13 protein-coding genes are annotated in these 24,602 nt (G+C 45.8%); 7 read left to right on the forward strand and 6 right to left on the reverse strand.

Going from position 1 to position 24,602, the window contains the following annotated elements:
- Positions 1–191: 191 nt before the first annotated feature.
- The 7 genes from OKW21_RS22200 (at position 192) to OKW21_RS22230 (ending at position 15,211) form a co-directional block, all read left to right on the forward strand.
- Entirely contained in the window at positions 192–3,443 is a 3,252-nt protein-coding gene (locus OKW21_RS22200) for a SusC/RagA family TonB-linked outer membrane protein (protein WP_277483604.1), read from the forward strand.
- Between the two features lie 8 nt (positions 3,444–3,451).
- Positions 3,452–5,353 carry a RagB/SusD family nutrient uptake outer membrane protein gene (locus tag OKW21_RS22205; protein WP_277483606.1) on the forward strand — a complete coding sequence of 634 codons (1,902 nt, stop codon included), beginning with the start codon at positions 3,452–3,454 and terminating at the stop codon, positions 5,351–5,353.
- Between the two features lie 237 nt (positions 5,354–5,590).
- Positions 5,591–7,894: a heparinase II/III domain-containing protein gene (locus OKW21_RS22210; RefSeq protein WP_277483608.1), complete on the forward strand. Its 2,304-nt coding sequence runs from the start codon at positions 5,591–5,593 to the stop codon at positions 7,892–7,894.
- A gap of 183 nt (positions 7,895–8,077) precedes the next feature.
- Complete coding sequence (locus OKW21_RS22215) at positions 8,078–9,964, forward strand: heparinase II/III domain-containing protein (RefSeq protein ID WP_277483610.1); 1,887 nt, start codon at positions 8,078–8,080, stop codon at positions 9,962–9,964.
- A 134-nt stretch (positions 9,965–10,098) separates the two neighbouring features.
- On the forward strand, positions 10,099–10,848 hold the full coding sequence (locus tag OKW21_RS22220; protein WP_277483612.1) for a DUF1961 family protein: 750 nt from the start codon (positions 10,099–10,101) through the stop codon (positions 10,846–10,848).
- A gap of 13 nt (positions 10,849–10,861) precedes the next feature.
- Positions 10,862–12,244 (forward strand): alpha-L-fucosidase, encoded by a 1,383-nt coding sequence (locus tag OKW21_RS22225; RefSeq protein ID WP_277483614.1) that lies wholly within the window; start codon positions 10,862–10,864, stop codon positions 12,242–12,244.
- A 162-nt stretch (positions 12,245–12,406) separates the two neighbouring features.
- On the forward strand, positions 12,407–15,211 hold the full coding sequence (locus OKW21_RS22230) for a heparinase II/III domain-containing protein (RefSeq protein WP_277483617.1): 2,805 nt from the start codon (positions 12,407–12,409) through the stop codon (positions 15,209–15,211).
- Between the two features lie 67 nt (positions 15,212–15,278).
- Here the strand turns inward: OKW21_RS22230 and OKW21_RS22235 are convergent, their stop codons facing one another.
- The 6 genes from OKW21_RS22235 to OKW21_RS22260 all read right to left on the reverse strand — a co-directional run bounded on the left by OKW21_RS22235 (position 15,279) and on the right by OKW21_RS22260 (position 24,593).
- Complete coding sequence (locus tag OKW21_RS22235; protein ID WP_277483619.1) at positions 15,279–17,141, reverse strand: beta-N-acetylhexosaminidase; 1,863 nt, start codon at positions 17,139–17,141, stop codon at positions 15,279–15,281.
- Positions 17,142–17,254: 113 nt separating this feature from the next.
- A complete protein-coding gene (locus OKW21_RS22240; protein ID WP_277483620.1) occupies positions 17,255–18,838 on the reverse strand; it encodes a sulfatase family protein in 1,584 nt (527 codons plus the stop codon).
- 117 nt (positions 18,839–18,955) lie between these two features.
- Positions 18,956–20,497 (reverse strand): sulfatase family protein, encoded by a 1,542-nt coding sequence (locus OKW21_RS22245; RefSeq protein ID WP_277483623.1) that lies wholly within the window; start codon positions 20,495–20,497, stop codon positions 18,956–18,958.
- 96 nt (positions 20,498–20,593) lie between these two features.
- Positions 20,594–22,060, reverse strand: coding sequence for a sulfatase family protein (locus tag OKW21_RS22250; protein ID WP_277483626.1), 1,467 nt, complete (start codon positions 22,058–22,060; stop codon positions 20,594–20,596).
- A 420-nt stretch (positions 22,061–22,480) separates the two neighbouring features.
- Entirely contained in the window at positions 22,481–24,058 is a 1,578-nt protein-coding gene (locus OKW21_RS22255; protein WP_277483628.1) for a sulfatase-like hydrolase/transferase, read from the reverse strand.
- Positions 24,051–24,593 carry a hypothetical protein gene (locus tag OKW21_RS22260; RefSeq protein ID WP_277483629.1) on the reverse strand — a complete coding sequence of 181 codons (543 nt, stop codon included), beginning with the start codon at positions 24,591–24,593 and terminating at the stop codon, positions 24,051–24,053. The genes OKW21_RS22255 and OKW21_RS22260 overlap by 8 nt, the downstream gene beginning before the upstream one ends.
- Between the last annotated feature and the right edge of the window lie 9 nt (positions 24,594–24,602).

Consider the following 24,602-nt stretch of genomic DNA (forward strand, 5'->3'; position numbering starts at 1 on the left):
AGCAATTTTTTCTTTGAAAATGATGTCAAACAAAACCTAAACCTATGTCTGTGAATCTATCACCCACAATTCATTTTGCCAATCTGGCTGAAATTTTTACTGCTCGGTGAGCAAGCCCTCTGCCTTTACAAGCGCAGGAGATGAGCTAATATTTTTGCTTTATTGAATTTACAACTAATCTAAAACTACATATGAGATTACGATATTTACAAAATAAGCACTGGAAGATAGTGCTTACTGCAACCGCTATGCTCTTACTGGTGAATATGCATGCCTTTGCCCAGGAACAAACAATATCAGGAAAAGTAAATGATGAAAATGGTGATGGCCTGCCGGGAGTAAACATACTGGTAAAAGGAACTACCGTAGGCACCGTAACTGACATTGATGGTAATTATAAACTTACCGTCAGTGAGAATGCGAGCACATTGGTATTTTCATCCATCGGGTTCACTTCAGAAGAAACAGCCATAGATGGCCGGTCTGTTATCAATGTAGAATTGCTTCCCGATGTACAGTCGCTATCTGAAGTCGTGGTGGTAGGTTACGGTACCCAAAAGAAAACCACACTTACCGGCTCCATCTCCCAGGTATCGGGAGAAGTACTGCAGACAAAAGGGACTTCCAGTGCTGCCCAGTCCTTGCAGGGGGAAGTGCCGGGCGTAGTAGTAACCCGTACTTCTTCTCGTCCGGGGCAGGAAGGCCTGGATATCAAGATTCGTGGTGATATTTCCGTTAATGGTGTTTCTCCACTCGTCGTATTAGATGGGCTGATCATACCCGAATGGCAGCTTTCTACGATTAACCCCAACGATATTGAATCAATCTCAGTATTGAAGGATGCAGCGGCCGCCATTTATGGAACCCGTGCTGCCGGAGGGGTGATCCTGGTAACTACCAAAAAAGGAAAACAAGGTAAGGTTCAAGTAGACTACAGTGGCCAGTATCAGTTGAACTTTGCCAACGATTATCCTCTTGCAAATCTGAACGAGTGGGCTCAGTTATGGCTGGAAGCGGGTGATAATGACAATATATTTTACCGGGATGCAGATGGCAATGAGGTAGAGGCCGCTTCTAATTACCGTTTCTTTACGCGTGACGAACTGGTATCCATCATTGATGGTAGCATGCCTATGGCCCCTGAGTCCTATTTCTGGCTTGGGCAGGATCGTCATTTAGCCGATGTTAACCAATATGATGCCGTATATGGTACTACATCATCTCAAAGACATAACCTTTCTCTTTCGGGAGGAAATGAAAGCGTAGTATACAGAACTTCTTTTGGCTATAATAATGAGCGCTCACCTATTGATTTCGTGTACGATGGTGCTAAAAGGTTTAATTTCCGCACCAATCTGTCGTATCAAGTAAATGATATGCTAAGCTCTGATTTTAGCGTTTCTTATGACGACCGATTAATTGATGGCCCGTTGCAGGGCGTTGGTGAAGGCGTACAGGACATGTACATATTCCCGATGTACAACCCTCTGGGACAGTATTATGATACCTTTGGAGGCAACAATATGCTGGCGAAACTGGATGAAGGTGGCCGGGTCAACACCAGAGATAAAATATTGCGTTTAGGAGGTAAATTAAATCTGGATTTAGACAAACATGTCAAAGGCCTCTCTTTTAGTTATGATGTCAATGTAGGACTGCGCAACACTGAAAGAAAGGAAAGAAAGACCTCTGTCACCATGTACGATTGGGAAGGAAACGTTTCTTATACTCCCACCACTTTATTAAATTCCTTCGTCAAGCTCTACCAAACAGAAGATGTAACCCTCATGCATGCTCTACAGGGCAACTACCGTTTTTCATTGGGTAAAAATAATTTTGGCCTGACAGTAGGAGCTACCGCGCAAAAGGATGAAGATACGAGAAACTTCATGTCTCGTTCCAATATGGCATCTGACGAACTTGACCATATCAATACAGGAGATATCACCACGGCGGTAAATGGAGGGTCCGTAACGAACTCCAATGGAAACAGATTCAATACAGGAAGTTCAACAATTGGTTTGGTTTCTTACCTGGGTAGATTGAACTATGATTATAATGGCATCTACCTCTTTGAGGCATTAGCTCGCCGGGATGGTTCTTCACGATTGCACCCTGACTTCAGATGGAAGAATTTCTACGGCGCTTCCGCCGGTATCCGTCTTTCAGAAATGCGCTTTATGCAGGAGGGCTTCTTCGATAATTTGAAATTGAGGGCCTCTTATGGTGAAACCGGCTCGGTTACGGGTATTGGTGCCTATGACTATATTTCTAATATGGGCGCGGGTTCTACTATATTTGGTGCCCCTCCTTCATTGGTAAATACGGCATGGATTTCCGGTATCACCACTACAAACCGTACCTGGGAACGGGTGAGCACCATCAACACTGCCATTGACTTTACCATCTTAAACAACCGCTTGAACGGTACAGCAGAGTATTTTATTCGCGAAAATAACGATATGCTGGTGAATATCACTTACCCGCTGGTACTAGGGGCTAATGCCCCCAAAACCAATAGTGGTGACTTTACCACCAAAGGCTGGGAAGTCTCATTGAACTGGAATGATCGGGTGGGTTCCTTTAACTACAACATTGGATTAATGGCCTGGGACAGCCGCAGTGAAGTGAGCCGTATGGAAGGCGCAAATACGATATTGAGGGGGTTAAACTCAGTAAGTGATGGTGAGATTATCGAGGGAAAACCACTCAATCCCATTTATACTTACGTAACCGATGGAATTCTTACGACTGAGGAAGAGGTGCTTGACTACTATAATCAATATGGTTTTGCGAGCTTAGATGATCAGAATAGCATGAAGTCCGGAACCATCCTTCCTCAGTACAGGAGTCCTGACCGTCTTGTGCCCGGAACAGTAAAGCGTGTAGATGTAAACGAAGATGGTGTGATCAACGAAGACGATCTGGTTTATTTTGGTGATGCCAATCCTCACTATAGCTTTGGCATCCGGCTGGGAGCTCAATGGAAGGGCTTTGATTTTAGCGCGTTCTTCCAGGGAGTAGCCCGGCAAAATATATTGCGCGAAGGAGGACTGGCTTTCCCTTTCAGCAGATGGTGGATGAACCAAAATAGTGCTTTCCTCGGGCAAACCTGGTCGGAAGACAATCGTGATGCCCCCTGGCCGGCCATCTTCTATAATGGCCATAGAAAAAACTGGAACTACGGACATCCCAATGATATCAATGTTGTCAAAGCTTCTTACCTGAGGGCCAAAGTGCTATCGCTGGGGTATACACTTCCTCAGGACCTGATTTCCCGAGCAGGTATAGACAGGGTACGCTTTTCGCTAACGGCTAACGATTTGTTCGTGATCTCCAATGTAAAAGACGGAATGGATCCCGAGCAAAAAAGTAGTGCCCACCAGGGTGACACCGTCCCTTACGTTTCAACACTGATTTTTGGATTTGAACTTACATTTTAATTGTGGCTATGAATATCTTAGATACGAAATACAGAAACATACTGACTAAAGTATTTTGTCTGACTATACTATCATGCTTTACGCTGAGTAGCTGCGAAGATTACCTGGACCAGCTACCACAGGATGTGGTAAGTGAAGTGATCTACTACCAGACGCCTGAGCAGTTTACGACCGCTTCCAATTACTTCTACACCCGCTTAGGTTTTTTTGATGGTGATGAACAGTCAGACTTATCAAATAACATGGGAGATGAAAATAATTATGCCCATGGTAACACCATTGTGCCTACTACAGATCCCGTTTGGAATGATAACTACTCGAGCCTCAGGCCCATCAATCAACTGATTGAAAAAGCAGAAGAATATAGCGGCGAACCCGCAGATATTGAGGTGCCTGTTGCTACTGCACATTTTTTCAGAGCCTGGCATTATTATCTGCTGCTGAGGCGCTATGGCGGAGTGCCTATCGTTACCCGCGCCCTGGAAGTAACTTCTGAAGAGCTGTATGGTTCCCGGAACAGTCGCTATGAGGTCGTAGATCAGATGCTCAAAGACCTGGACGTAGCCATCAGTGGCTTGCCATCGCACAACGCGCTTAGTGCTGAGGATCAGGGCAAACTTACGCTGGAAGCAGCCAAATCTTTCAAAGCAAGGGTATTGCTGTACGAAGCCACCTGGGAAAAGTATGTGGGCAGCGCTACCGATGGGGATGGCACTACCGTAGGAGCGGGCTCTGCCAAGCCTTCAGGCTACCCTGGCGTTACGGAGATGTTAACAGAAGCCAAACAGCAGGCGCTGGAGGTGATGAACAGTGGCGCTTATGAGCTATGGGATTATCGCGAAGAAATAGGCGAAGACCATCTTTTCTATCTGTTTAACCTGGAAGAAGGCGGGTCAAACCCAGCCGGACTCACCAAGGCAGATAACAAAGAGTTTATTTTTCAGACGGTATATGACTTTAACTACAGGAAAATCAACCAAAACTTAACGCATGCCAAGCCGCATACTCCTACCAGGAAGCTGATGGATATGTATCTATGCACTGACGGCCTTCCTGTACAGTTTTCGGCAGATTTTGAGGGCTATTCTACCATGACTTCAGAGTTTCAGAATCGTGACCTTCGCCTGAAAGGTCTGGTAAAAGAACCTTTGGAGGAATATTGGGGCTGGGGTGCTGCTACCCAGGGTGGCGGTGCTCAATACGGTACTGATTTTGATGAAAGCGGGATAGAGTTTGACTATCGCTATGTACCCCAACTGGTATCTCCGGGTAACCCACGAAATATCGGGTATCAGGGCCGTAAATTTACCACCGAACACCGATTACGAGAAACGAGAGAGGAGTCATACAACTACCCCCTCCTCCGCTACGCAGAAGTGCTGCTGATATACGCGGAAGCTACTTGCGAATTAGGAGAAGGAAGCATTTCAGATGCTGATCTGGATATGTCGATCAACAAAATCCGGGAGCGGTCTGGGGTTGCCCCCCTGACCAATGCCTTGATCGCGCCCTACGGAGATTTGAGCATGCTGGGTGAAATCCACCGGGAACGTGCTATTGAGCTTTTTGGTGAAGATTTCCGCTTTGATGACCTGAAGCGCTGGAATATTGCTCCCGAAGAACTGAATAATAACGTATGTGTTAATTATATTGAAGGCACGGAATTTGAAACTGCTGAAAATCCCTTAAATCCCGGCACAAAAATCTTTGCTGAGGGTGTCTGGCCTTACGGGCTCACCACCACAGAACAAAGTGTCTCAAGTTATGCAGGCATTGCCAACCATAAGCCCGGTGCTTTGATTATTGATGCGGCAGGGAACCGCAGTTTCAAACTGCAGAATTACCTGGATCCAATTCCTAAAAATCAATTAGATATCAATGAAAACTTGCTGCAAAATCCTGGCTGGTAAAATAATCGCAAGCTTTAGTGAGATGTACTTGTCACGGTAGGGCCAAGTGAATCCTAACCCCATAACTTAAATAAAATAGCGCATAGGAAATGCCCTTATGTTTTTAATAATGGCCGGCAGTATTATTTTACAGTACTGCCGGCCTTTGCTTTAATGAATTATCATGAGATATTCCGGTAATCGTTGTAGCAATACAGCAAAGTGATTTATCAACCTAAAGATGTACTCAAAGAGAAAATGAAGAAGGCAATTGTACTCAGCTTATGCTTTATGGTCGCGTTTCAGACACTGGCCGAAGCACGAGACTATTTTTTGTATACTGATGAGAATATTACCTACCTGAAAAATCAGATCAATACTGACCCTCAGATCAAACGTTTGTGGGACAAAAACTACAAAGAGGCGCGTGAACTGCTGAAGAAGGAGCGGCTTGGTGCGAATGACTGCAAGCTCCTGGGTCTGGTGTACCGGATGACCGACGAAACAAAATATGCCGAAGCGATAAAAAAAATACTGCAAGACTATGTCAGCAGGGAGACCTGGGAAAGCGAACAGCTACTCAGCAGAACGCCATCCTGGCAGGGCGGGCTAAAAACCTCGCATACCAGTTTTTACATCGCGATCGGGTATGACTGCATTTATGACTATCTCTCTGCGGAAGAACGTCAGCAGATCGCTGCTGAATTTGTGCGGGTGGGTATAGATCCTGCGCGTGAAGACTGGCTGCTGCCGGCCAGCAGCTTTCATACTTTTGACACCATGGGCCACAACTGGTGGAGTGCCTGTGTGTATATGGCCGGTATTAGTGCCCTGGCAGTTCGTGAAGAGATACCCGAGGCCACGGAGTGGGTCAGAGAAATTGCGGCTACCGCGAGTGAGTGGGTCAATTTTGCGGGTAGCGTGCTACAAAACAAACCGCCTACTTTTGATCAGGACGGAGGTTTTTATGAAAGCGTAAACTATGCGAACTACGGAGTCTCACAATACCTTTTGTTTCGTTATGCCCTGCAGGAGGTTTGGCCGGAGGAGCCTCAGCTGGAGCTGCCTGTGCTGGACAAAATTGGTGACTTCTTTATTGACGTCTGCTATTACGTAAAAGATGGGTCGGTACTTTCTTTACCTTTTGGTGATACCGGAATACTGATCAGCGGGCAGGAGACAGTAAACTTACTATGGAAACTGGGGTATCAGAAAGAGCGCTACGCATGGTATCTTAAAAAAGTGAGCCAGAGAGACGGAAATCAAAAGTTGCCAAAACTAGATTCACCCGAAGACCTGGCATTGTTGCCGGACCTGCCAGCCCTTCCCGCTGACTATGTACCTGACATGCCTACTTCTCACCTGTACGAAGACATGGGCTGGGCAAGCTTAAGGAACTCCTGGGAGGATAACGCCAGCCTGCTGGCCATAAAGTCCGGCTTTACCTGGAACCATGCGCATGCTGATGCAGGCTCTTTTGTCATCTTTCATAAGGGGAAGTACATCATCACCGAGTCAGGAAAATCCTCTTACGGCAATCCCCTCTATACGGAATATTACTGCCAGAGCGAAGCGCACAATGTGGTGCTATTCAAGGGTCAAGGACAGAACAGAAGGGACCCTTACTATGGTGTGGTGAATTCCGGCTCTCTGCATAATCTGCTAGAGGGACAAAACTTTAAATATGTGATGGCCAATGCTAGCGGGCCATATGCTCATATTCTGGCCCGAAATTACCGCCATTTTATCTGGGTGGGAGATGTCATTCTGGTTATTGATGACCTCCTGGCGCACGAATCAGGCAAGTTTGAGCACTTGATTCATTACAATGGAGAATCCGAGAGAAACGGCAGAGATTTATCCATAAAAGATGGTGAGAGTGAGGTGCTTGTTCGTCCATTGTTCCCGGAAACCTTTCCTGTAGGAGGCTTGCCGCATGACTTTCCTGAGCAGATACGCCTGGAAGAAAAGCTGGGCTATAAAGACCATCATCCGGAAGAGCGCCAGCCTTATTGGTCAATCAGCCCGGCAGAAGAAACGCAAAGAACCAAGTTCATAACCGCCATCCTCTTAAAAACTGATGACAATCAGGATCAGCTACCGGAAATTGAACGTTTTCAGGGTGATAATTTTATCGGAGTGTCTATCACCCAGGATAATGAGACCACAGAACTTTATTTTAACCTGAAGGCAGATGGCCGGCTTAAGCATCGCAACAGTGTAAATGATATGAATGGCTGGGAAACGGATGCTTACCTGACCGTGCTGAAGTTTGACGAAGGGGCTGATAAATCAAATCCTGACCACCTCAAAGAAGTATTCATAGGACACGGCAGCTATTTGCGTCGCGATAGTCAGGTGCTCATGCATGCCCTCTCTAAGTATACAGCGCTGGTAGAGGATATTAATGGCAAAGCAGAAGTCATTTTTCAGGGACAAGATGAGGCCACTTTCCGCCTGCGTTCAATTCAGCCTGTCTCTGATGTCAAGCTCAATAACAGAGTAGTGCCAGGTGTGTACGATGAGGATTCGCAGATGGTAAAATTAGTGGTGGAAAACTAAGGCTTTGTGAGCGCTGAATGTTTCTATAAGCCAAAATTATTTAGCAGGAAGTAAATTCAAAGTGTAAATTAAAGGCTTATAACTGCAAATTGCCTTGGAGCAAGTATTGCTTACAGGCGCTTTAAGCCTACTGCTGCATAACATGTACTTCAAGATCAATATACAATGAATAAAGTCAGTATAATGAAACATCGTTTTTTAGTCTTGTGGCTGCTGTCTTGCCTGATTTTTACATCCAGCCTAAATGCCCAGGAATCCACTTACAAGCTGGAAAACCCTTTTTCAGCTGCCTATCTCCAAAGGAACTTAAGCAAACAGTTACCCCGCCTGGTACTGAATCACAAACTGGAGAAAAACCTCAGGCAAAAGTTAAAAACAGATTCAGTAGTACAGAACCTTTATCAGGCTATCAAACTGAATGCAGAAAGTGTGCTTGAGCTACCCATCATCAACCTGGATATTCCAATGGAAGAGAGGTCGCAAAACAACCAACTGGACATATCGCGAGACATGCTGTACCGGGTCAATATGCTGGCGATGGTCTATCGGATGGAGAAAGACCAGCGCATGCTTGACCGGATCAACGAAGAAGTCATTGCCGCCTGTAATTTTCCCTCCTGGAATCCCAAACACTTTCTGGATGTCGGTGAAATGGCATTGGCCATCGCCATAGCGATTGACTGGACCGCCGGTGACCTTCCCCAATCTACTATTGAGCTGGCTAAAAAATCCCTGATAGAAAAAGGCATTAAACCTAGCTGGCCGGAAGGGGGTGATCACTCCCATTGGGCGTATGGAACGAGTAACTGGAATCAGGTGTGCAATGGTGGAATGGTCGCCGCTTCCATCGCCATCGCGGAAGTTGAGCCTGAATTAGCCGCAAAAACTATCCACAGGGCCATTGAAGGCATGCAGCATGCGCTGGATTCCTACGGCCCGGACGGCGTCTATCCTGAGGGGGCTACCTACTGGCGCTACGGAACTTCATTTACAGTAGTAAGCGCAGCGATGTTTGAGAGTGCCTTCGGTACTGACTTTGGCATTTATGCATACCCCGCCTTCAAGGAAAGTGCGATCTTCAAAAAATTATGTATGGCTCCATCAGGCATGTTTTACAATTTCGGAGATTGCGGAGAAAGCGGCAGCGCCAATGGAGATATGACGCTGGCCTGGTTTGCCTCCAAGACTGGCAATAAGTCTTTTTTTGACGCCCACCTGTTTATGAATGAGCCGGAGACGATGGGAGAATTATCCCGCTTGGCAGGCATTTCTTTGGTGTGGATCGCCCAGTATGAAGAAAAAGGGGAGTTAGCTCTACCTACCGAATGGAAGGGCGACGGCCCAAATCCGGTGGTATTTTTTAGCGGTGGGGAGGATGACCCTAACCAATATTACTTTGGCGGTAAAGGAGGAAAAGGCGATATGAGTCACGGAAATCTGGACGCCGGCTCTTTTGTTTTTGAGCTGTATGGTGAGCGCTGGAGCATTGACCTGGGAAAATTTCATCATTATGGTGTGGTAGAGAGAACGGGCTTTGATCTTTGGTCTCGTTGTCAGGATTGTGACCGATGGAAACTGATCAATACCAATAATTTAGGGCATAGCACCATCTCTGTTGATAATAAACTTCACGCGGTTGATGGAAAAAGCAGTATTATAGACTTTAAGGCCGGCGAAAGGCCGGAAGCTACGCTGGATATGTCGCCTACTTTTGAAGGTCAACTAAAAAGCGCCTATCGTAAGTTTGTAAAAGATGGTCCCCTATCGCTGCTGATTGAAGATAATATTGAGGTACTGGAAGAAACGGAATGGGTCACCTGGCAATTGATGACGCAGGCGGATATTGAGTTATTTGCCGGTGGAGCTATTTTAAGGCAAGGGGGTAAAAAACTAAAACTTGAGATTCTTTCCCATCCTGAATTTACCCCCTCAGTGGTCTCCCTTAACCCGCCGCCCTTGTCTCTGGATTTAAAGAAGGAGGGGTTAAAAAAGCTGGAAATCAAATTCCCGGCCTGGGCCATAAAAGATGATGAATTAAACATAAGCGTTAGATTATCAGGGATGGATTGATAGAACCACAAAGGAGATTCCGGAGGGTTGGAGTCCGTTAAATATAAAATATATTGATTCCCGAAAAGTAAATATTCATGGATGCTGTAAAGTTAAGTTTATGCCTGATAATAAGTATTTTAATGATAGCGCTAATGCCCGCTCTTGTAAAAGGTCAGGAGGAGTTCGTTGTACACGGCGATTCTTCAGACTGGAATCTGGTATTCTCTGATCCGGGCACTGAAAACTGGCAGGAGCACTGGTTTTTGGATGGGGAGCTAGCCACAGTAGAGAACTCAGATCAGGGTATGCACTTCAGTGCCGGCCCCGTCAACAGAAATGATGCGCATCATGCGGTACTCTGGACAAAATCTTCTTTTCAGGGAGACCTCAAAATTGAATACAACTATACTCGCACCGATGATCAAAGTGTCAATGTCAACATTCTCTATATTCAGGCTACAGGTACCGGTGAAGGGCAGTTTGATAAGGACATTGCTGCGTGGCGTGACTACCGGAAGGTGCCGACTATGAGTAAGTATTATAACAATATGAACGCCATCCACATCAGCTATGCTGCCTTTCCGATGGTAAACTCAGAGCCAGAAAATGATTATATCAGGGTAAGGCGCTATCCCGCTACTGAAAAAATTAAGTTTGCGGATACTGAAGTACCTCCTGCTTATTTTAAGACAGGCTTGTTTAAGCCCGGCCTTACCTATCATCTTAGCTGGCTTAAGACCGAAGATCAACTTACACTGGAGGTATCAGGGCCGGAAGAAAGCATTCAATATCAATGGGACTTAAGCGATTTTCCTCCCATCAGCGAAGGGCGAATTGGCCTGCGGCATATGTTCACCAGGGCGGCTCGCTACAGTGATTTTAAAGTATATACAAAAAAGTAAATCAGAATAGAATATGAAAAGATTAGCTACCCTATCATTAATCACACTATTAATTATCAATCTATCCTGTCAGAAAAAAGCTGAGCAAGAAACCAGAGAAGAAAGCACTGAGGCTGAAATAAAGTCACCGGCTGACGATGAGCGCATGGGCTGGTGGAGAGATGCCGGCTTTGGCATGTTCATCCACTGGGGATTATATGCTATTCCGGGAGGCATATACAAAGGAGATACCGTACGGGGCAATGCCGAATGGATTATGGACAAGCTTGATATTCCGGTAAGCGAGTATGAGCAATTTGCCAGTCAGTTCAATCCGCAGAAATTTGATGCGGATGAATGGGTGAGCATCGCAAAAAACGCAGGCATGAAGTACATTGTGATCACTTCCAAACACCATGAAGGCTTTGCCCTCTGGGACTCTGAAGTGACTGACTATGATGTCATGGACGCTACGCCCTACAAGCGGGATATTCTGGCCGAGCTGGCCGATGCATGCCGAAAGCAGGACATCAAACTGTGTTTTTACTACTCAATTGTGGACTGGCACCATCCTCAGGCGCAGGCACCTTTGTATCCCGACTATAATGCCGGGCAGAGTGACTCTACAGTGTACAACCCTGACTTTCCCAAGTACTTTGAAAACTACCTGAAACCGCAAGTCAGAGAGCTGCTGACAAAATACGGGGATGTAGGAGTAGTTTGGTTTGATGGAGACTGGATTCCCGATTATACCACCGAAATGGGTAAAGAGCTGTACACTTTTATCCGTGAAATACAGCCCGATGCTATTGTAAACAACCGGGTAGACAAAGGTCGTATGGGCATGTCAGGGATGAACAAAGAAGGAAGCTTTGTGGGCGATTTTGGCACGCCCGAAAAAGAAATTCCCGATACCGGTATAGAGGGTGTAGACTGGGAGTCTTGCCTGACTATGAACAATAGCTGGGGCTTTAAGTCGGTAGATCACAACTGGAAGAGTGAAGAGAACCTGATCCAAAGCCTGGTGGAGATTGTATCCAAAGGCGGCAATCTTCTACTTAATGTAGGTCCCACTGCCGAAGGGGAAATTCCGCAGCCTAGTGTAGAACGTTTACAGGCGATGGGGACATGGCTTGAGATAAATGGCGAAGCTATCTATGGAGCAGCGGCCAGCCCGTATAAAAAGCCGGACTGGGGCAGATACACCGCCAAAGAAGGGGCGATTTATGCGCATGTATTTGACTGGCCTGCTGAGGGAGAACTGAAGCTTCATCCCGAGATTAAAGCCAGAATCGCCTCTTTCCTCTCCGACACCTCCCAGCCATTGGAGTATGAATCAGCTGAGACAGTAATTCAGCTACCCGACACACCCCTGGACGAGGCTGTATCTGTCATTAAAATTGAGTTGGATCAATAAGCTTGCAGTCAAAAAAATGTTTCACCTCATAGGTCTGCTGATCATCACTGCTTGCTTTTTCTGCCTGCCAACCTATTCAGCTTATTGCTGAGCAGACCTTTGTATATTGAAACGTACTATATTTTCCATATACTACGAGCGTGAATCATGTATAACATTAGTATGGAAACAAGAAAAATGATAAAGCCTTATTGCCTATGGGGGGCGTTGGTCATCGCTATTATAACAAGTTATGACGCCATAAGTGCACCACAGCAAGACGTTCCGCATCCCAGAATTTATACCACGGATCAAAATAAGGAGGATTTTCTGAAGTCTATTGCTGCCACAGGCTGGAAGCATGAACTGGTAGAAAGAAAAAAGGCAAAGCTGGAAAAATACATCAAGCTGGTACAAGAGGATTCTAGCTGGCTGGTTTCACGCTTACAAATGAACTGGAAAACCAAACATGATGAGGTGTATCTGCGGGGAGGAAATTTTTCACATTCAGCAGGACAGGCACCGGTGCCCACCGTACGATACTCAGGCACACGAGACTGGGCCACTGATTACCGTTCGCCCAGCTTGGAAGAAGTTCAACCCTACTTTGACGATGAGCGGGGGATGTATTTACAGCGGAAGGACGATCAGACGAGGGAGTGGGTAAAGCCATCGGAGACAGGTCATATCATTGAAGGTATTAACGATCGGATTATGGCGCTGGCGGCGGATGCCGCTTTCCTGTATTGGCTGACGGACGAGGAAAAGTATGCGGAGCTGGCCGCGCCGGTGTTCTTTCAGTACATTGAGGGCATGTACTACCGTAACCCTCCGGTGGTGATTGATGAGTCTAGTCAGAAAGGTCTTTCCGGACTTGCTACTTTTGAGGTGATTCATGAAAGGATAGTAGTATCTCTGGCAGTGACCTATGATTTCCTTTATGATTATTTCCAAAAGCAGGAGCGGAACCTGGCGCATACCCAGGCGGTATTTCAAAAGTGGGGAGATCAGATTATTACCTATGGTGTGCCCGACAACAACTGGAATTTGTTTCAAGCCCGCTTTCTGACATATATCGCTCTTGTGCTGGAAGATGATCTTACTTATGAAAACGGAAAAGGCCGTCAGTATTACCTGAAAAACACCTTTGATCAGTCTTCGGAACGCCAGATTGCCCTAAAGGAGTCGATGCTTATCTATGATCAGGAGAATGGAATATGGCCGGAGTCTCCTTCTTACTCCATGCACGTTACCACGACACTGCTTGAGATATTAACCCTGCTCGATAATTTTACCCATGCCAATGAGTTAGCCAATTTTCCGATTGTAGAAAAGGCGGCATTAGCGGCATTCCAATACCTGTTCCCTAACGGATATACGGTCGGATTTGGCGATTCGGGACATAAAACAGTACCTCCCGAAAACCTGGAGCTGCTCATCTCCAACTACCGCAAGTATGGGCAAAGCCACAAAGAAAAACACCTGGCGGGCTTGCTCAGTCAGCAGATAGAAAAAGGACTTTATGAGCGGGAGGCTGATAATTTGTTTGAACTGTTCTTTTATGTGGATGAACTGCCTGAGCTATCCGAACCGCTAACCGACGATGGGCTCATTACCCCTACCTTTTATGCGCCCAATGTGAGCCTTTTTATTCAACGCCAGGGTAGCGGCAACAATGCCATGATGATTTCTACAGTTGGTTCTTTTGGCAATCATGCCCACGCCAATGGTATTGCCATGGAGCTCTTTGCCAACAATTATGCTTTAGGGCCTGACATGGGGCGTGGAACAAGCTATTGGCACCCCGACTTTCGGGAATATTACTCCCAGTTTCCGGCCCATAATACAGTAGTGGTGGATGGTGCTTCTACCTATAGGTCTATGAGAAGCTATCAGCCCTTTACGCTGGAGCACAGCTTCCCCCTCTCAGGAAGCAAGCCGCTTTTTGAGAAGGTCAGCTTCGTTGATGTATCCTTCTTTGAACCAAAAACACGTTCCGATCAACAGCGGCTTACCGCCCTGATCCGCACTCCCTCCAACCAGAGTTATGCCCTGGATATCTTTCGTTCGGGCAAAGTTGAAGGGGGAGCTCAGCAACATGACTATTTCTACCATAACATTGGTCAGTCGCTAACGATCACTGATTGGGATAACTCACCGCTTGACCTAAAGCAGACCACCGAGCTGGGGTCAGAACATGGGGAACTGAAGGCATATGACTATTTCACCGATAAGAAAAAGGTAAGCACAGATGAGGATTTGAAGGCATTGTTTACCGTCCGGAGCGAAAATCAACCTGATCAGTTTATGCAGTTATGGGTGAAAGGAGAATCCGGTCAGCAAGTATTCAGCGTTAATGGTCCTGAGAGTAATGCGCTTTCAAGGGGTACTGCGCCACCGGAATTGATTGGGAAAGAGATACCAGCCCTGATGCTTAGGCGTCAGAAGTCAGCCTGGGAGAATCCGTTTGTCGTGCTGTTTAATCCTTACCGGAAGAGTGACCGCAATCCTATAGCCAGCGTGCATTTTGGTGGGGATGCGCTTGGGTCGCAACGTATCACCGTAGATTTGATGGATGAACAGCAGGACATCATTACCGTATGCAAGTCATCCGCAGCAATTATTGAAGATGAACAGCACTACCAGAAAGGCTTACTTTCGCTGGTACGAACAGCTAATGATACTGCTTTTGAATTTGTCTTTGTGGCAGGCATGAATGTTTTTAAGTGGAATGGCCTGGAGATCATTGCCACCGGCCAACCGGCCACGGTGAGTATTGAGCGTATAGGCAGTGAACTGTTAATACAAAATGACCAGCCAATTGTGCTTCGCTTGATGAAAAGCAGAGAATTTGAACCAAAAAGCCTGGTCGTATACGACAATGAGCAGGCATCGGAAACAAAGCAGGGAGTCGTGAGCAGAGACCATCCGGAGCAGCTTGAATTCAGACTGGCTCAGCCTTACGAAAAAGTCAAGATCGTAAAGTAAGTACCTCCCTATGGTGCGTGTTTGCAATTGAGCTGCTTGAAAAAAAGGGGCGGGCTGTAAAATCAGCTTACCTCAGCCTAAACTCGCTTACTTTACCCAGCAGCTTGCCATTTTTGTCAAATAAGCCTGCTTTGACAAGTGTTCCGGCTGCCGCCTTGAAGTTTCCTTCATACTTGCTTGAAGTAGGCTGAGGCTCACTTCCGTCAATGCTATAATAGATGGGGTAGCCCTCAGCTTCGGTATACAGATACACCTGAGCTTCTTCCTTTAAAGGATTTAGTGCAAAAGATGGATATACTGTATATATGCTTTTAGCATAATTGACATCAGCTCTGTCCAGCCTCTCAAAATGCGATTCTATAGCATGTTGAAAACGCTGCCAACTTTTTTGCTCAGGCAGACTCCATGATACTTCCGCACTGGCAATAGCTCTAGGGTACAGCATATACTCGCAATGCTCCTGGGTAGGCGTAAACTCTCCCCACAGGCAGGCTTCATTCCCGAGAATGCTGGATGCTTCTTCATCAGATAATTCTTCGGGGACAGGCTCATGACTATATACTTTGGACAAGGGTAGCACGACTTTGGGGCCTTCCGGTTCCATGCCTATCGGTCCCTGTACCTGGCTGATGTAGGAGTGCTGGTAAGAACTCATGATTGTAGGATAGCCTTCTCGTGGCGCTGTAATTTCGGGGGTAAACTTCCCTCGCCGCCAGGCCATAATGGTAGCCCCCTTAGCTCCTTTGCCGCTCAGAATTTCGTCCCAGCCGATCATAGTTTTGTGCTGGGCCTTCACCAGTTTATGTATCCTTTGTATAAAATGACTCTGTAGTTCTTCCTCATCTTGTAGCTTGTACTCAGATTTTACCTTTTGACAATACGGACACTTTTTCCAATTGGTCTTATTACATTCATCTCCGCCAATATGAAGGTATTCGGAAGGAAACAGCGCTGCTACTTCTTCTATTACCCCTGCTAAAAATTCGTAAGTGCTTTCTTTTCCCGCGCATACTGCATTATCAGGCGCTTTACCGCCAACAGCTACTTCAAAATTTGCGTCCGGATCATCATAACAAAACAAATGTGGGTAAGAGGCTACCAACGCTTTGCTATGGCCAGGCACATCAATTTCAGGTATGATTTCTACATTTCTAATCTTCGCATACGCAATAACTTCTTTGATGTCTTCCTGGGTATAATACCCTCCCACAGTTTTGGGTTCTTCTGCGGTGGCCGCCTGTCGCTTCCACCAGGGCACATCTTTTCTATCTGCCCTCCATGCTCCTTTCTTAACCAGCCTGGGGTACTTTTTGATCTCAACTCTCCAGCCCTGGTCGTCAGTCAGGTGCCAGTGAAACTTATTGATTTTATAGGATGATAGAACATCTATCTGCTTGAGGATAAATTCTTTGGGTTGAAAATGTCTGGCTACATCCAGCATAACACCCCTCCACTCAAACCTGGGGGCATCTTCTATCAGTAAAGATGGGATCTCAATAACTTTATCGGAAGTGCGGGGAAGCAGTTGCTTTAAGGTCTGAAAGCCGTTAAAAAGCCCCCCATAGTGAGCTGCTTTTATCTCTATCCTGGAGGGTGAGACCTCTAGTGTATATCCATCCTTATCTAAGGCAGACTCATCATCCAGGGTAAACTGAATATAATCTGAAGTACGTTTAGACACCCCTTTTTTAATGGCCGGTTCCAAACCAATGGCTTCCGTAAACTCGACAGACAGATATGGCTCAAAGTCATGACTTACCTTCCTGGGCACATACACTTCAGTAGACTCTGACAACTTAAAGACTCCCTCTTTCATCATCACTGACCGGGGCTGAGGTATCAGGTGTAAAGTATCAATTTCTGAAGCCTGTACGACCCCAAGACTTACCAAAAATACAATACTGGTAAAGAAAATTTTTATCAATTGCATATGCATAGTCGTGCTTTTCCTATACGAACTCTTAGTGCAGGTTTGCTTTAAAGTGGTTTCTAAAGACGGAGAGCAATACATAAGAGAAGTAGTACTTTTATCATGTTTCTCAATTAGCTATCCCAATGATGAGCAATAATCTCCTGTATTTCTTCATTGTCTTCATCCAGGTCACCGAGCATCTCTCTTTGCCTGAGAATTTCATCTTTCATCTCAGAAATGATGTCCTGATACTGAGGGTCATCGTATGCATTATGCAGTTCATGAGGGTCTTGCTGCAGGTCAAAAAACTCCCAGAATTTTTTAGGCTGACCTTCTTCAGTACTTTCGTTGCCCTCCAGGCCGTTACCGTAGTAAAAAGCCAGTTTGTAGCGCTTTCCTCTGATGCCAAAATGGCCCGGACGGTCTTCAGAATGATCCCAATATCGGTAGTAGCCATACGCTCGCCAGTCTGCAGGAGTATTTCCCTTCAAGTTTTCACGAAAGCTATGTCCCTGCATACTTTCAGGGTAATCAATTCCGGCATAATCAGCTAGCAGTGCGGAAAAGTCTACGTTTTCTATGATATCAGCATTGCGGCTGCCCGCCGGTATCTCTTTCGGATACCTGATGACAAAGGGCATATGTATGGACTCTTCGTAAATCATCCGCTTATCAAACCAGCCGTGCTCCCCTAGAAAGTAGCCCTGGTCGGCGGTATAGATCACGATTGTATTTTCTGCCAGGCCTGCTTCCTCGAGGTAGTCCAGAAGCTTTCCGATGTTGTCATCCACAGCAGCTCCTGATCGCATAAAATCCTTGACAAACTTCTGATAGGTTTTCATTCTGGCTTCATCCGGACTAAGACCATCCACGCTAAATGGCAATTCAGGATAAGCCATATAGTCATTGCGAAGCTCAGGATTGGCAGTAGCTTTAAGGTAGCGCGCTTGTAAGTTATCAATAGACTGCCCTCTGAACACTCTGGCAGTCGTGGCTGCCCCTCTGTCATAAAAGCTTTCCGGAACAGGAAGCTCATCGTCGCGATACAGATGGCTGAAACGCTCGGGATAATCAAAAGGCTCATGGGTAGCTTTGAAATGACAGAAAGCCATGAACGGCTTAGAGGTATCCCGATGGTCTATCCACTCAATAGTTTTGTCAGCGATGATATCTGTGCTGAAGCCCTCCACTACTTTGCCACCTCCATAATAATCCTCCCAATTGTCGGCGGTCTTCAATCGTGGATTCCAATAGTCGCCCTGCCCAGGCAATACTGCATAATAATCAAAGCCTGCCGGCTCCTGTTTGAGGTGCCACTTGCCGATGATAGAAGTTGAATAGCCCGCTTTCTGAAATTCTTTGGCAATATTGGGATAGGCTGGCGACAAGCCTGCCCCTAAGGTAGTCACTCCATTCACATGACTGTACTGCCCGGTAAGTATGGTAGCTCTGCTGGGGGTACATATAGAGTTAGACACTAAACAGTTTTCTAGTACGCAGCCTTCTGCTGCCAGCCGCTTGATATTTGGTGTATGTACGTAGTCCTCTAATATACCTCCATAAATCCCCCAGGCCTGTGCAGTATGGTCATCAGACATGATGAACAATATATTAGGCTTGGCAGACTCTGCTTCTGCAGCAGGTGTTTCCTTATCGTCCGCATGGTTCAGGAACAAGGCAGAAAATAATATGAGCAAATAGTGTTTAATAATCATCAATTTATGTTAGGCTTTTTTCAATTTTTCCTTTGCATTTTCCATTTAGCAACGTTTTCAGCAATGGCATAACTAAGTAATATTTTTTTTGAACAAAATAGTTATGCTTACCTCCTTTTAAGTTTCGTCAGTTACGGCCTTATAAGTCTCCTGCAAATTCAATGAGTCATTCATTTCTTTCTGTAACTCAATCAGCTCATCAAATAGTGATCGCACTTTTTCGGCATGACGTGGATCCGCTGCCAAATCATTCATTTCGTGGGGGTCATTTTCCAGGTCATACAACAGCACCTTATTGATTTTTGGATAAACCAGGAGTTTGAACCCATCTTTTCTGATCATGCGTTGAAAATCTATGTAGGCGCCGTAGATGGCATCATAATGTCCCGCTTCAGCATCACCATTGAGCATATCCACAAAGCTTTTGAACTCTACATAAGAAGGTTTTTCTACCCCTGCCAGTTGCAGACTGCTTGGCATAATATCCTGCAGATATACATCCTGATGGATTTTTTTACCTTCAGGCACATCAGGCCCCATCACCATCAGCGGCACGCGAATGCTATGATCGTACAGACTTTGTTTGCCCAGTAACCCATGATGCCCTACTGAAAGTCCATGATCGGAGGTCATGAATAGGTAGGTATTTTGCAGCTCACCTGATGCTTCCAGCGCATCCAGAATTTTACCGATCTGATCGTCCAGATGAGTAATGATGGCATAATACTCCTGGCGATGTTTCTTTACCGCATACTCTGTCCTGGGAAATGGAGCCAGCGCCTCATCGCGCAAACCGGGAGGGTTGCCAATAGCCTCTTTCCAGGGATACTCCGGCAAGAAGCTTTTAGGTAAAGCTATGTCTTCTAATGGGTACATATCCTGGTATTTCTGAGGAGCCTGACGGGGGTCATGCGGAGCATTAAAGGCCAGGTACATGAAAAAAGGATTTTCACGCTGGCTGGCATCATCAATAAACTCCAGTGCATCGTCACGCACCACTTCACTCCAGTGTTTACCGCCATCCCAGAATCCTCCATGGGTGGTATCTGTCGGCAGCCAGTCCGTATCTTGGGGGCTTAAAGGACGGCCATAGCCAAGCGGCATATAATCATTCCAGTCTTTCATATCCCCAGACTCCTGTTTCCACTTTTTCATTGCCGCACCAAGTTCACCTGCGTAGTCTTTGGGCATGCCCGGACGCACATGCTTAGCCGTGTCAAAAATTTCTTCGGCGGGAGCGGCTACATGCCATTTGCCGGTCATATACGTCTGATATCCCTGCTCACTCAGCAGCTGAGGCCAGGTCTGCTGAAGGGCTGCACTGTCTTTTGCACTCCATGCCCGGGCTTTTTCCTGCGCATTCCATATGTAAGCACCTGAAACCATCATTGACCTGGAAGCCACACAGACCGCTCCGTTCCATCCACCCATGTTATAGGCATGTGTAAAGGTGGTCCCCTTATTGACCAGCCTATCCAGGTTGGGCGTATGAATTTCGTCATGACCTAAAGCCTCTATAGAAGCATAGGTTTGATCATCAGTGAATAAAAGGACGATATTGGGTTTTTCTACTGGTTTCTGAGTAGTATCACCAGGCAGCTGGTTGCAGGCTGCTGCAAATAGAATAAGTAAAAGTAAAGATGAATTTATGATTTTCATGCTAGTTTGTTTTTAGTTTAGGTGACTGACTATTTTTTCTGTGCGACTGGTTCATGGGGGCCAAATTTTGCTTTTAGGTTTCAGACAAATCAATATTTAGTAATCATTACCATTAGCGCTGTTTAGCTGAGAGTCTTTCCACTTTCGCCAGTATTCTGTCATCTCCTTTAACTTATCGGGATGCTTCTCAGCCAAATCGTTTTGCTCGGCAGGGTCTTTCTGAATGTTGTAAAGCTCAAAATTTTCACCCTTATCTTTACTGTAAATTTTGTATTCATCACCAATCAGCGCCGCCTGAGCAAGATACTCAAAAGCCAGAGGTAGCTCACGTTGTTTTTTTTCACCCATCACATAGGGAAGTATGTCCTCTCCATCATAAGGACGCTCGTTTTCAGCAATATCCACTCCCAATATCTGAGCAATAGTAGGAAAATAGTCAGAGCTGAAACATGGGGTTTCTACTTGGGTTCCCGGCTTAACTTTACCGGGCCATTCCATGATCCCCGGCACCCTGATGCCTCCTTCATGCAAACTTCTTTTTCTTCCCCTCAAGCCATTCGTCAAACCCTGTGTCCTGCCTTCTACTGACCTGCCTTCGGGGCCATTATCACTCGTATAGAATAAAATAGTGTTATCCGCTACCCCCAGGTCTTTTAACTTTTTTCGCAGGCGGCCAAGCTGTTCGTCCAGAGCTGTCAATACACCATAATAATGCTGTTGGTCTTCTGAGAGATGAGCATAGGGCTTTCTAAACTCATCACCCGTCAGTACTGGCAGATGAGGGGTATGGAACCAGACGATACTCAGGAAGGGCTGCTCTTTTTCTACAGCACTTTCTATGAAAGGAATCACTCTATCCATAATCACCCTGGAATCGTCACCTCCCAGATTTTCGTTTGCTATCTGACCCGGTCCGGTCCAGTAGAAAGTGTTGAAATGTTCTCCCTCTACCAGCCTTCCATTCACATCTCCTGAAGACCTTGGCGGAGTGACCATCGGATTCCAGGTGGGGACTTTAGACTCCGTTACAAAACTCCGGTCAAAGCCATGCTCCCAGGGCGGGGCATAGTCACCATCAAACTTGGGTCTTCCTCCCCTATTTGCTTCAACGGTATCTCTCGTCAAAGTGCCAAGATGCCATTTCCCGAAATGTCCGGTGGTATATCCCTGCTCCTTCAACATTTCTCCCAAAGTGATCTCTTCCGCCTTAATATGGCCGCAGTTAGCATTGCAGATACCATATCGTAAGGGGTGCCTGCCGGTCATTATACTCCCTCTGGTAGGCGAGCATACAGCTGAAGCAGCGTAAAAACGTTCAAACACTGCTCCATTGGCAGCCATGGCATCCAGATTTGGTGTTTTAAGGTGTGGATGTCCATTATAGCCTACATCTCCCCAACCCTGGTCATCTGCCATGAGCAATATGATATTGGGTCTAGCTGAAGAAGCTGCTTCTTCCTGCTCTGATGACTGAGCTTCTCTACAGGCAAAGAGGGCATTGGCCATGAGTGTAGCCATCGCAATCATTCTAACACCTTTTTTTATCCAAAGCGTCTTTTTCAATAGCATTATGTTTTGGTCTATATAAATTCAGTTACGTTAGTTTCGGTTTTCAATTAAATGAGTTGAGACAAACATAAGCATTATTCAACATGTAGCCGTCCATTACCTGCCTGGATTCTGTTAAAAATCCGGATTGGCATCAATCATTGGGTTGCCAGTAGTGCCCCAACTAATCTAAGGAAAGCCAATATGTACGTACCCGGGCATCGCTAGCCTTTCAGCTAAAGTGAGTCCATTTATCAGGAAAATCCGGAATAGCAATTTTGCATGAAATTGCCTGTATGTTCAGCGGTAGATCAAAAATAGTTATTCGGCCTAGCCGATACTTTACTTCTTCCTTTTCGGCTATCCTTTCATCCAGGCCTACGCCCTTCACCCCTGTATCAGTAAAGGTATACCAGGGGTTTTCAATATTCTATTTTATTTCAGTTTGACGTACTCTTTTTCAAAGTCATTTAACTTAGCTCTCAGTTCACTGGCTATATCTTCATAATCCGGATCATCTATGACATTATTCTCCTCAAGGGAGTCTGCTCCTAACTTATAGAGCTGTTCAACCACCGGATGATTTTCGTGATACCTGATGAACTTATAACCCTGTGTTATGACAAATTTTGAGCGTATGGACTGATACTGCTCCGGATGCTCTACTTCGGAAGAAACCGGATAGTAGTCATCATAGTTATTTTCACCGTATACCGCTTCGTGTATTGTTTCCTGTTTTTGGTGAACGATAGGCATGAAACTGGTGCCGGGATAACTTTCAGGAGCTCTGATTCCGGCCATATCCAATATTGTCGGAGCAATATCAACATGAGAGATAAGTCCTTTTTCTTTTCTTAGCGCATCATTTTTTGGCAGAGCAGGGTCAAATACAATCATGGGGGCCTTTACAGATTCTTCGTAAAGGAGGGCTTTTCCCGTCAGTTGCCTGGAACCGGCAAAAAAACCGTTGTCAGAAGTGTAGATGATGATGGTATTTTGGTCCAAGCCTAGTTGCCTGAGTTCAGTGCGCAACCTACCCACTGTATGATCAATACCTGAGATGAGCGCGTAATAGTTTTTAATAAATTCCTGGTATATGCTGTCTACTTCTATGTGCCAGTCGTGCCGGTAGCCTATCTCCTGACCATAATAGTCTTCGGTTCTCCCAAAATACCAGCGGGCATTACGGCTTTTTTCTTTCACTACTTCGGGCAGTTTTGCATGGTACTCAGGCGCATCATTCCCCATTCGGGGAATTTCCTTGGCATCGTACTTTGCTCTGAATGCTTCAGCCGGACTAAAGGGAGCATGCGGAGCTTTGAAGCTTATGGATAGGCAGAAAGGCTTGTCCGATGCTTTGGCTTTTCGGAAGAACTCAATGGCCTGATATCCCATAAACTCAGTCAGATGGGAAGCATTCCACTGGTTTTCATACCCATTAAACTTTCCCTCTTTAGGGTGATAGCTTCCCTGTCCCGGAAAGCCGTTCCAGACATCAAAGTGATGAGTAGGCATATACTCAGCTTCATCCTGAAAATTCTGATTTCTTACCTTCTCCCCTTTTCCTACCGCGAAACCAAATTTTCCGATAAATCCGGTAAAATATCCATGCTCACCTAAAACTACTGGATAAGTGCTTCTGAATTCATCTTCTGTGATGATATAGTTGGTGGGGCGATTAAACCCAGACCGGTGAGTACCTAAATATTGCCCCGTCATCACAGAAGAACGGCTGGGCATGCAGATGGGAGCCACATGGTAGGCATTTTCAAATACCACTCCATCGGATGCCAGGCTATCTAAATTTGGGGTAATAATATGCGGGTTACCCATAAACCCAAAAGCATCAGCCCGTTGGTCATCCGCCATCAAAAAAATAATATTTGGCCTTTTATTATTTTCCGCAGTCTCGGACTGACAAGCATAAAAGAAAAGGGACAAGACAAATGGTAAAAAAAGCGGAAAACTTCGCCACGACAAAGCACTGCGTGATCCAAAAAAACTATTATTCATCAATTCTCTCAATGTAAACGTAATATGAAGGATACAATCTACCTACATCATCTTTTAACATGGCTGTCATATCGTATTTTCCGGCAGGTATATACTTTTCAAAAGTGACTTCTTCTTCCTGCCCCTCAATCGGTTTACTTTCACTAATATCGGCCAGATAAAAGATAGCTTCCTGTATGTTAATCTCATTATTACTGGCAGGCATCGGCTGATTGACTTCAAGAGAGCCTTCTTTTGCCGGAACGTTTTCGTTGATAGCCAAACCACTTTCGCGAGGATACCGCCGAAGGCTGATTCTATATGTACCTTCATGAGCTATCTCCACTTTCAGGATTCCAGTGCCGCTTACAGCTTCCAGCGCTCCATGTTGATGCCAGGCATTTTTAAAAGGATAGATGTGCATGTCGTGAGCACTAATACGGAGCGGGTTCTCATAAGGAGTTCCGGCCTTGATGTATGCATAGCGTTGATTGACTTTTTGCTCCTGCAATGAGGTCCACCATGCGTTGTAACTTTCCCGCAGGCGGGCTACCACTTCAGGGTT

Origin of the sequence: Catalinimonas alkaloidigena, from assembly GCF_029504655.1 — a bacterium.
Taxonomy (GTDB): Bacteria; Bacteroidota; Bacteroidia; order Cytophagales; family Cyclobacteriaceae; genus Catalinimonas; species Catalinimonas alkaloidigena.

Coding starts and splice junctions, on each gene's coding strand:
- OKW21_RS22200 (WP_277483604.1), top strand. CDS start 192: ATGAGATTACGATATTTACAAAATAAGCACTGGAAGATAGTGCTTACT.
- OKW21_RS22205 (WP_277483606.1), top strand. CDS start 3,452: ATGAATATCTTAGATACGAAATACAGAAACATACTGACTAAAGTATTT.
- OKW21_RS22210 (WP_277483608.1), top strand. CDS start 5,591: ATGAAGAAGGCAATTGTACTCAGCTTATGCTTTATGGTCGCGTTTCAG.
- OKW21_RS22215 (WP_277483610.1), top strand. CDS start 8,078: ATGAAACATCGTTTTTTAGTCTTGTGGCTGCTGTCTTGCCTGATTTTT.
- OKW21_RS22220 (WP_277483612.1), top strand. CDS start 10,099: ATGCCCGCTCTTGTAAAAGGTCAGGAGGAGTTCGTTGTACACGGCGAT.
- OKW21_RS22225 (WP_277483614.1), top strand. CDS start 10,862: ATGAAAAGATTAGCTACCCTATCATTAATCACACTATTAATTATCAAT.
- OKW21_RS22230 (WP_277483617.1), top strand. CDS start 12,407: ATGGAAACAAGAAAAATGATAAAGCCTTATTGCCTATGGGGGGCGTTG.
- OKW21_RS22235 (WP_277483619.1), bottom strand. CDS start 17,141: ATGCAATTGATAAAAATTTTCTTTACCAGTATTGTATTTTTGGTAAGT.
- OKW21_RS22240 (WP_277483620.1), bottom strand. CDS start 18,838: ATGATTATTAAACACTATTTGCTCATATTATTTTCTGCCTTGTTCCTG.
- OKW21_RS22245 (WP_277483623.1), bottom strand. CDS start 20,497: ATGAAAATCATAAATTCATCTTTACTTTTACTTATTCTATTTGCAGCA.
- OKW21_RS22255 (WP_277483628.1), bottom strand. CDS start 24,058: ATGAATAATAGTTTTTTTGGATCACGCAGTGCTTTGTCGTGGCGAAGT.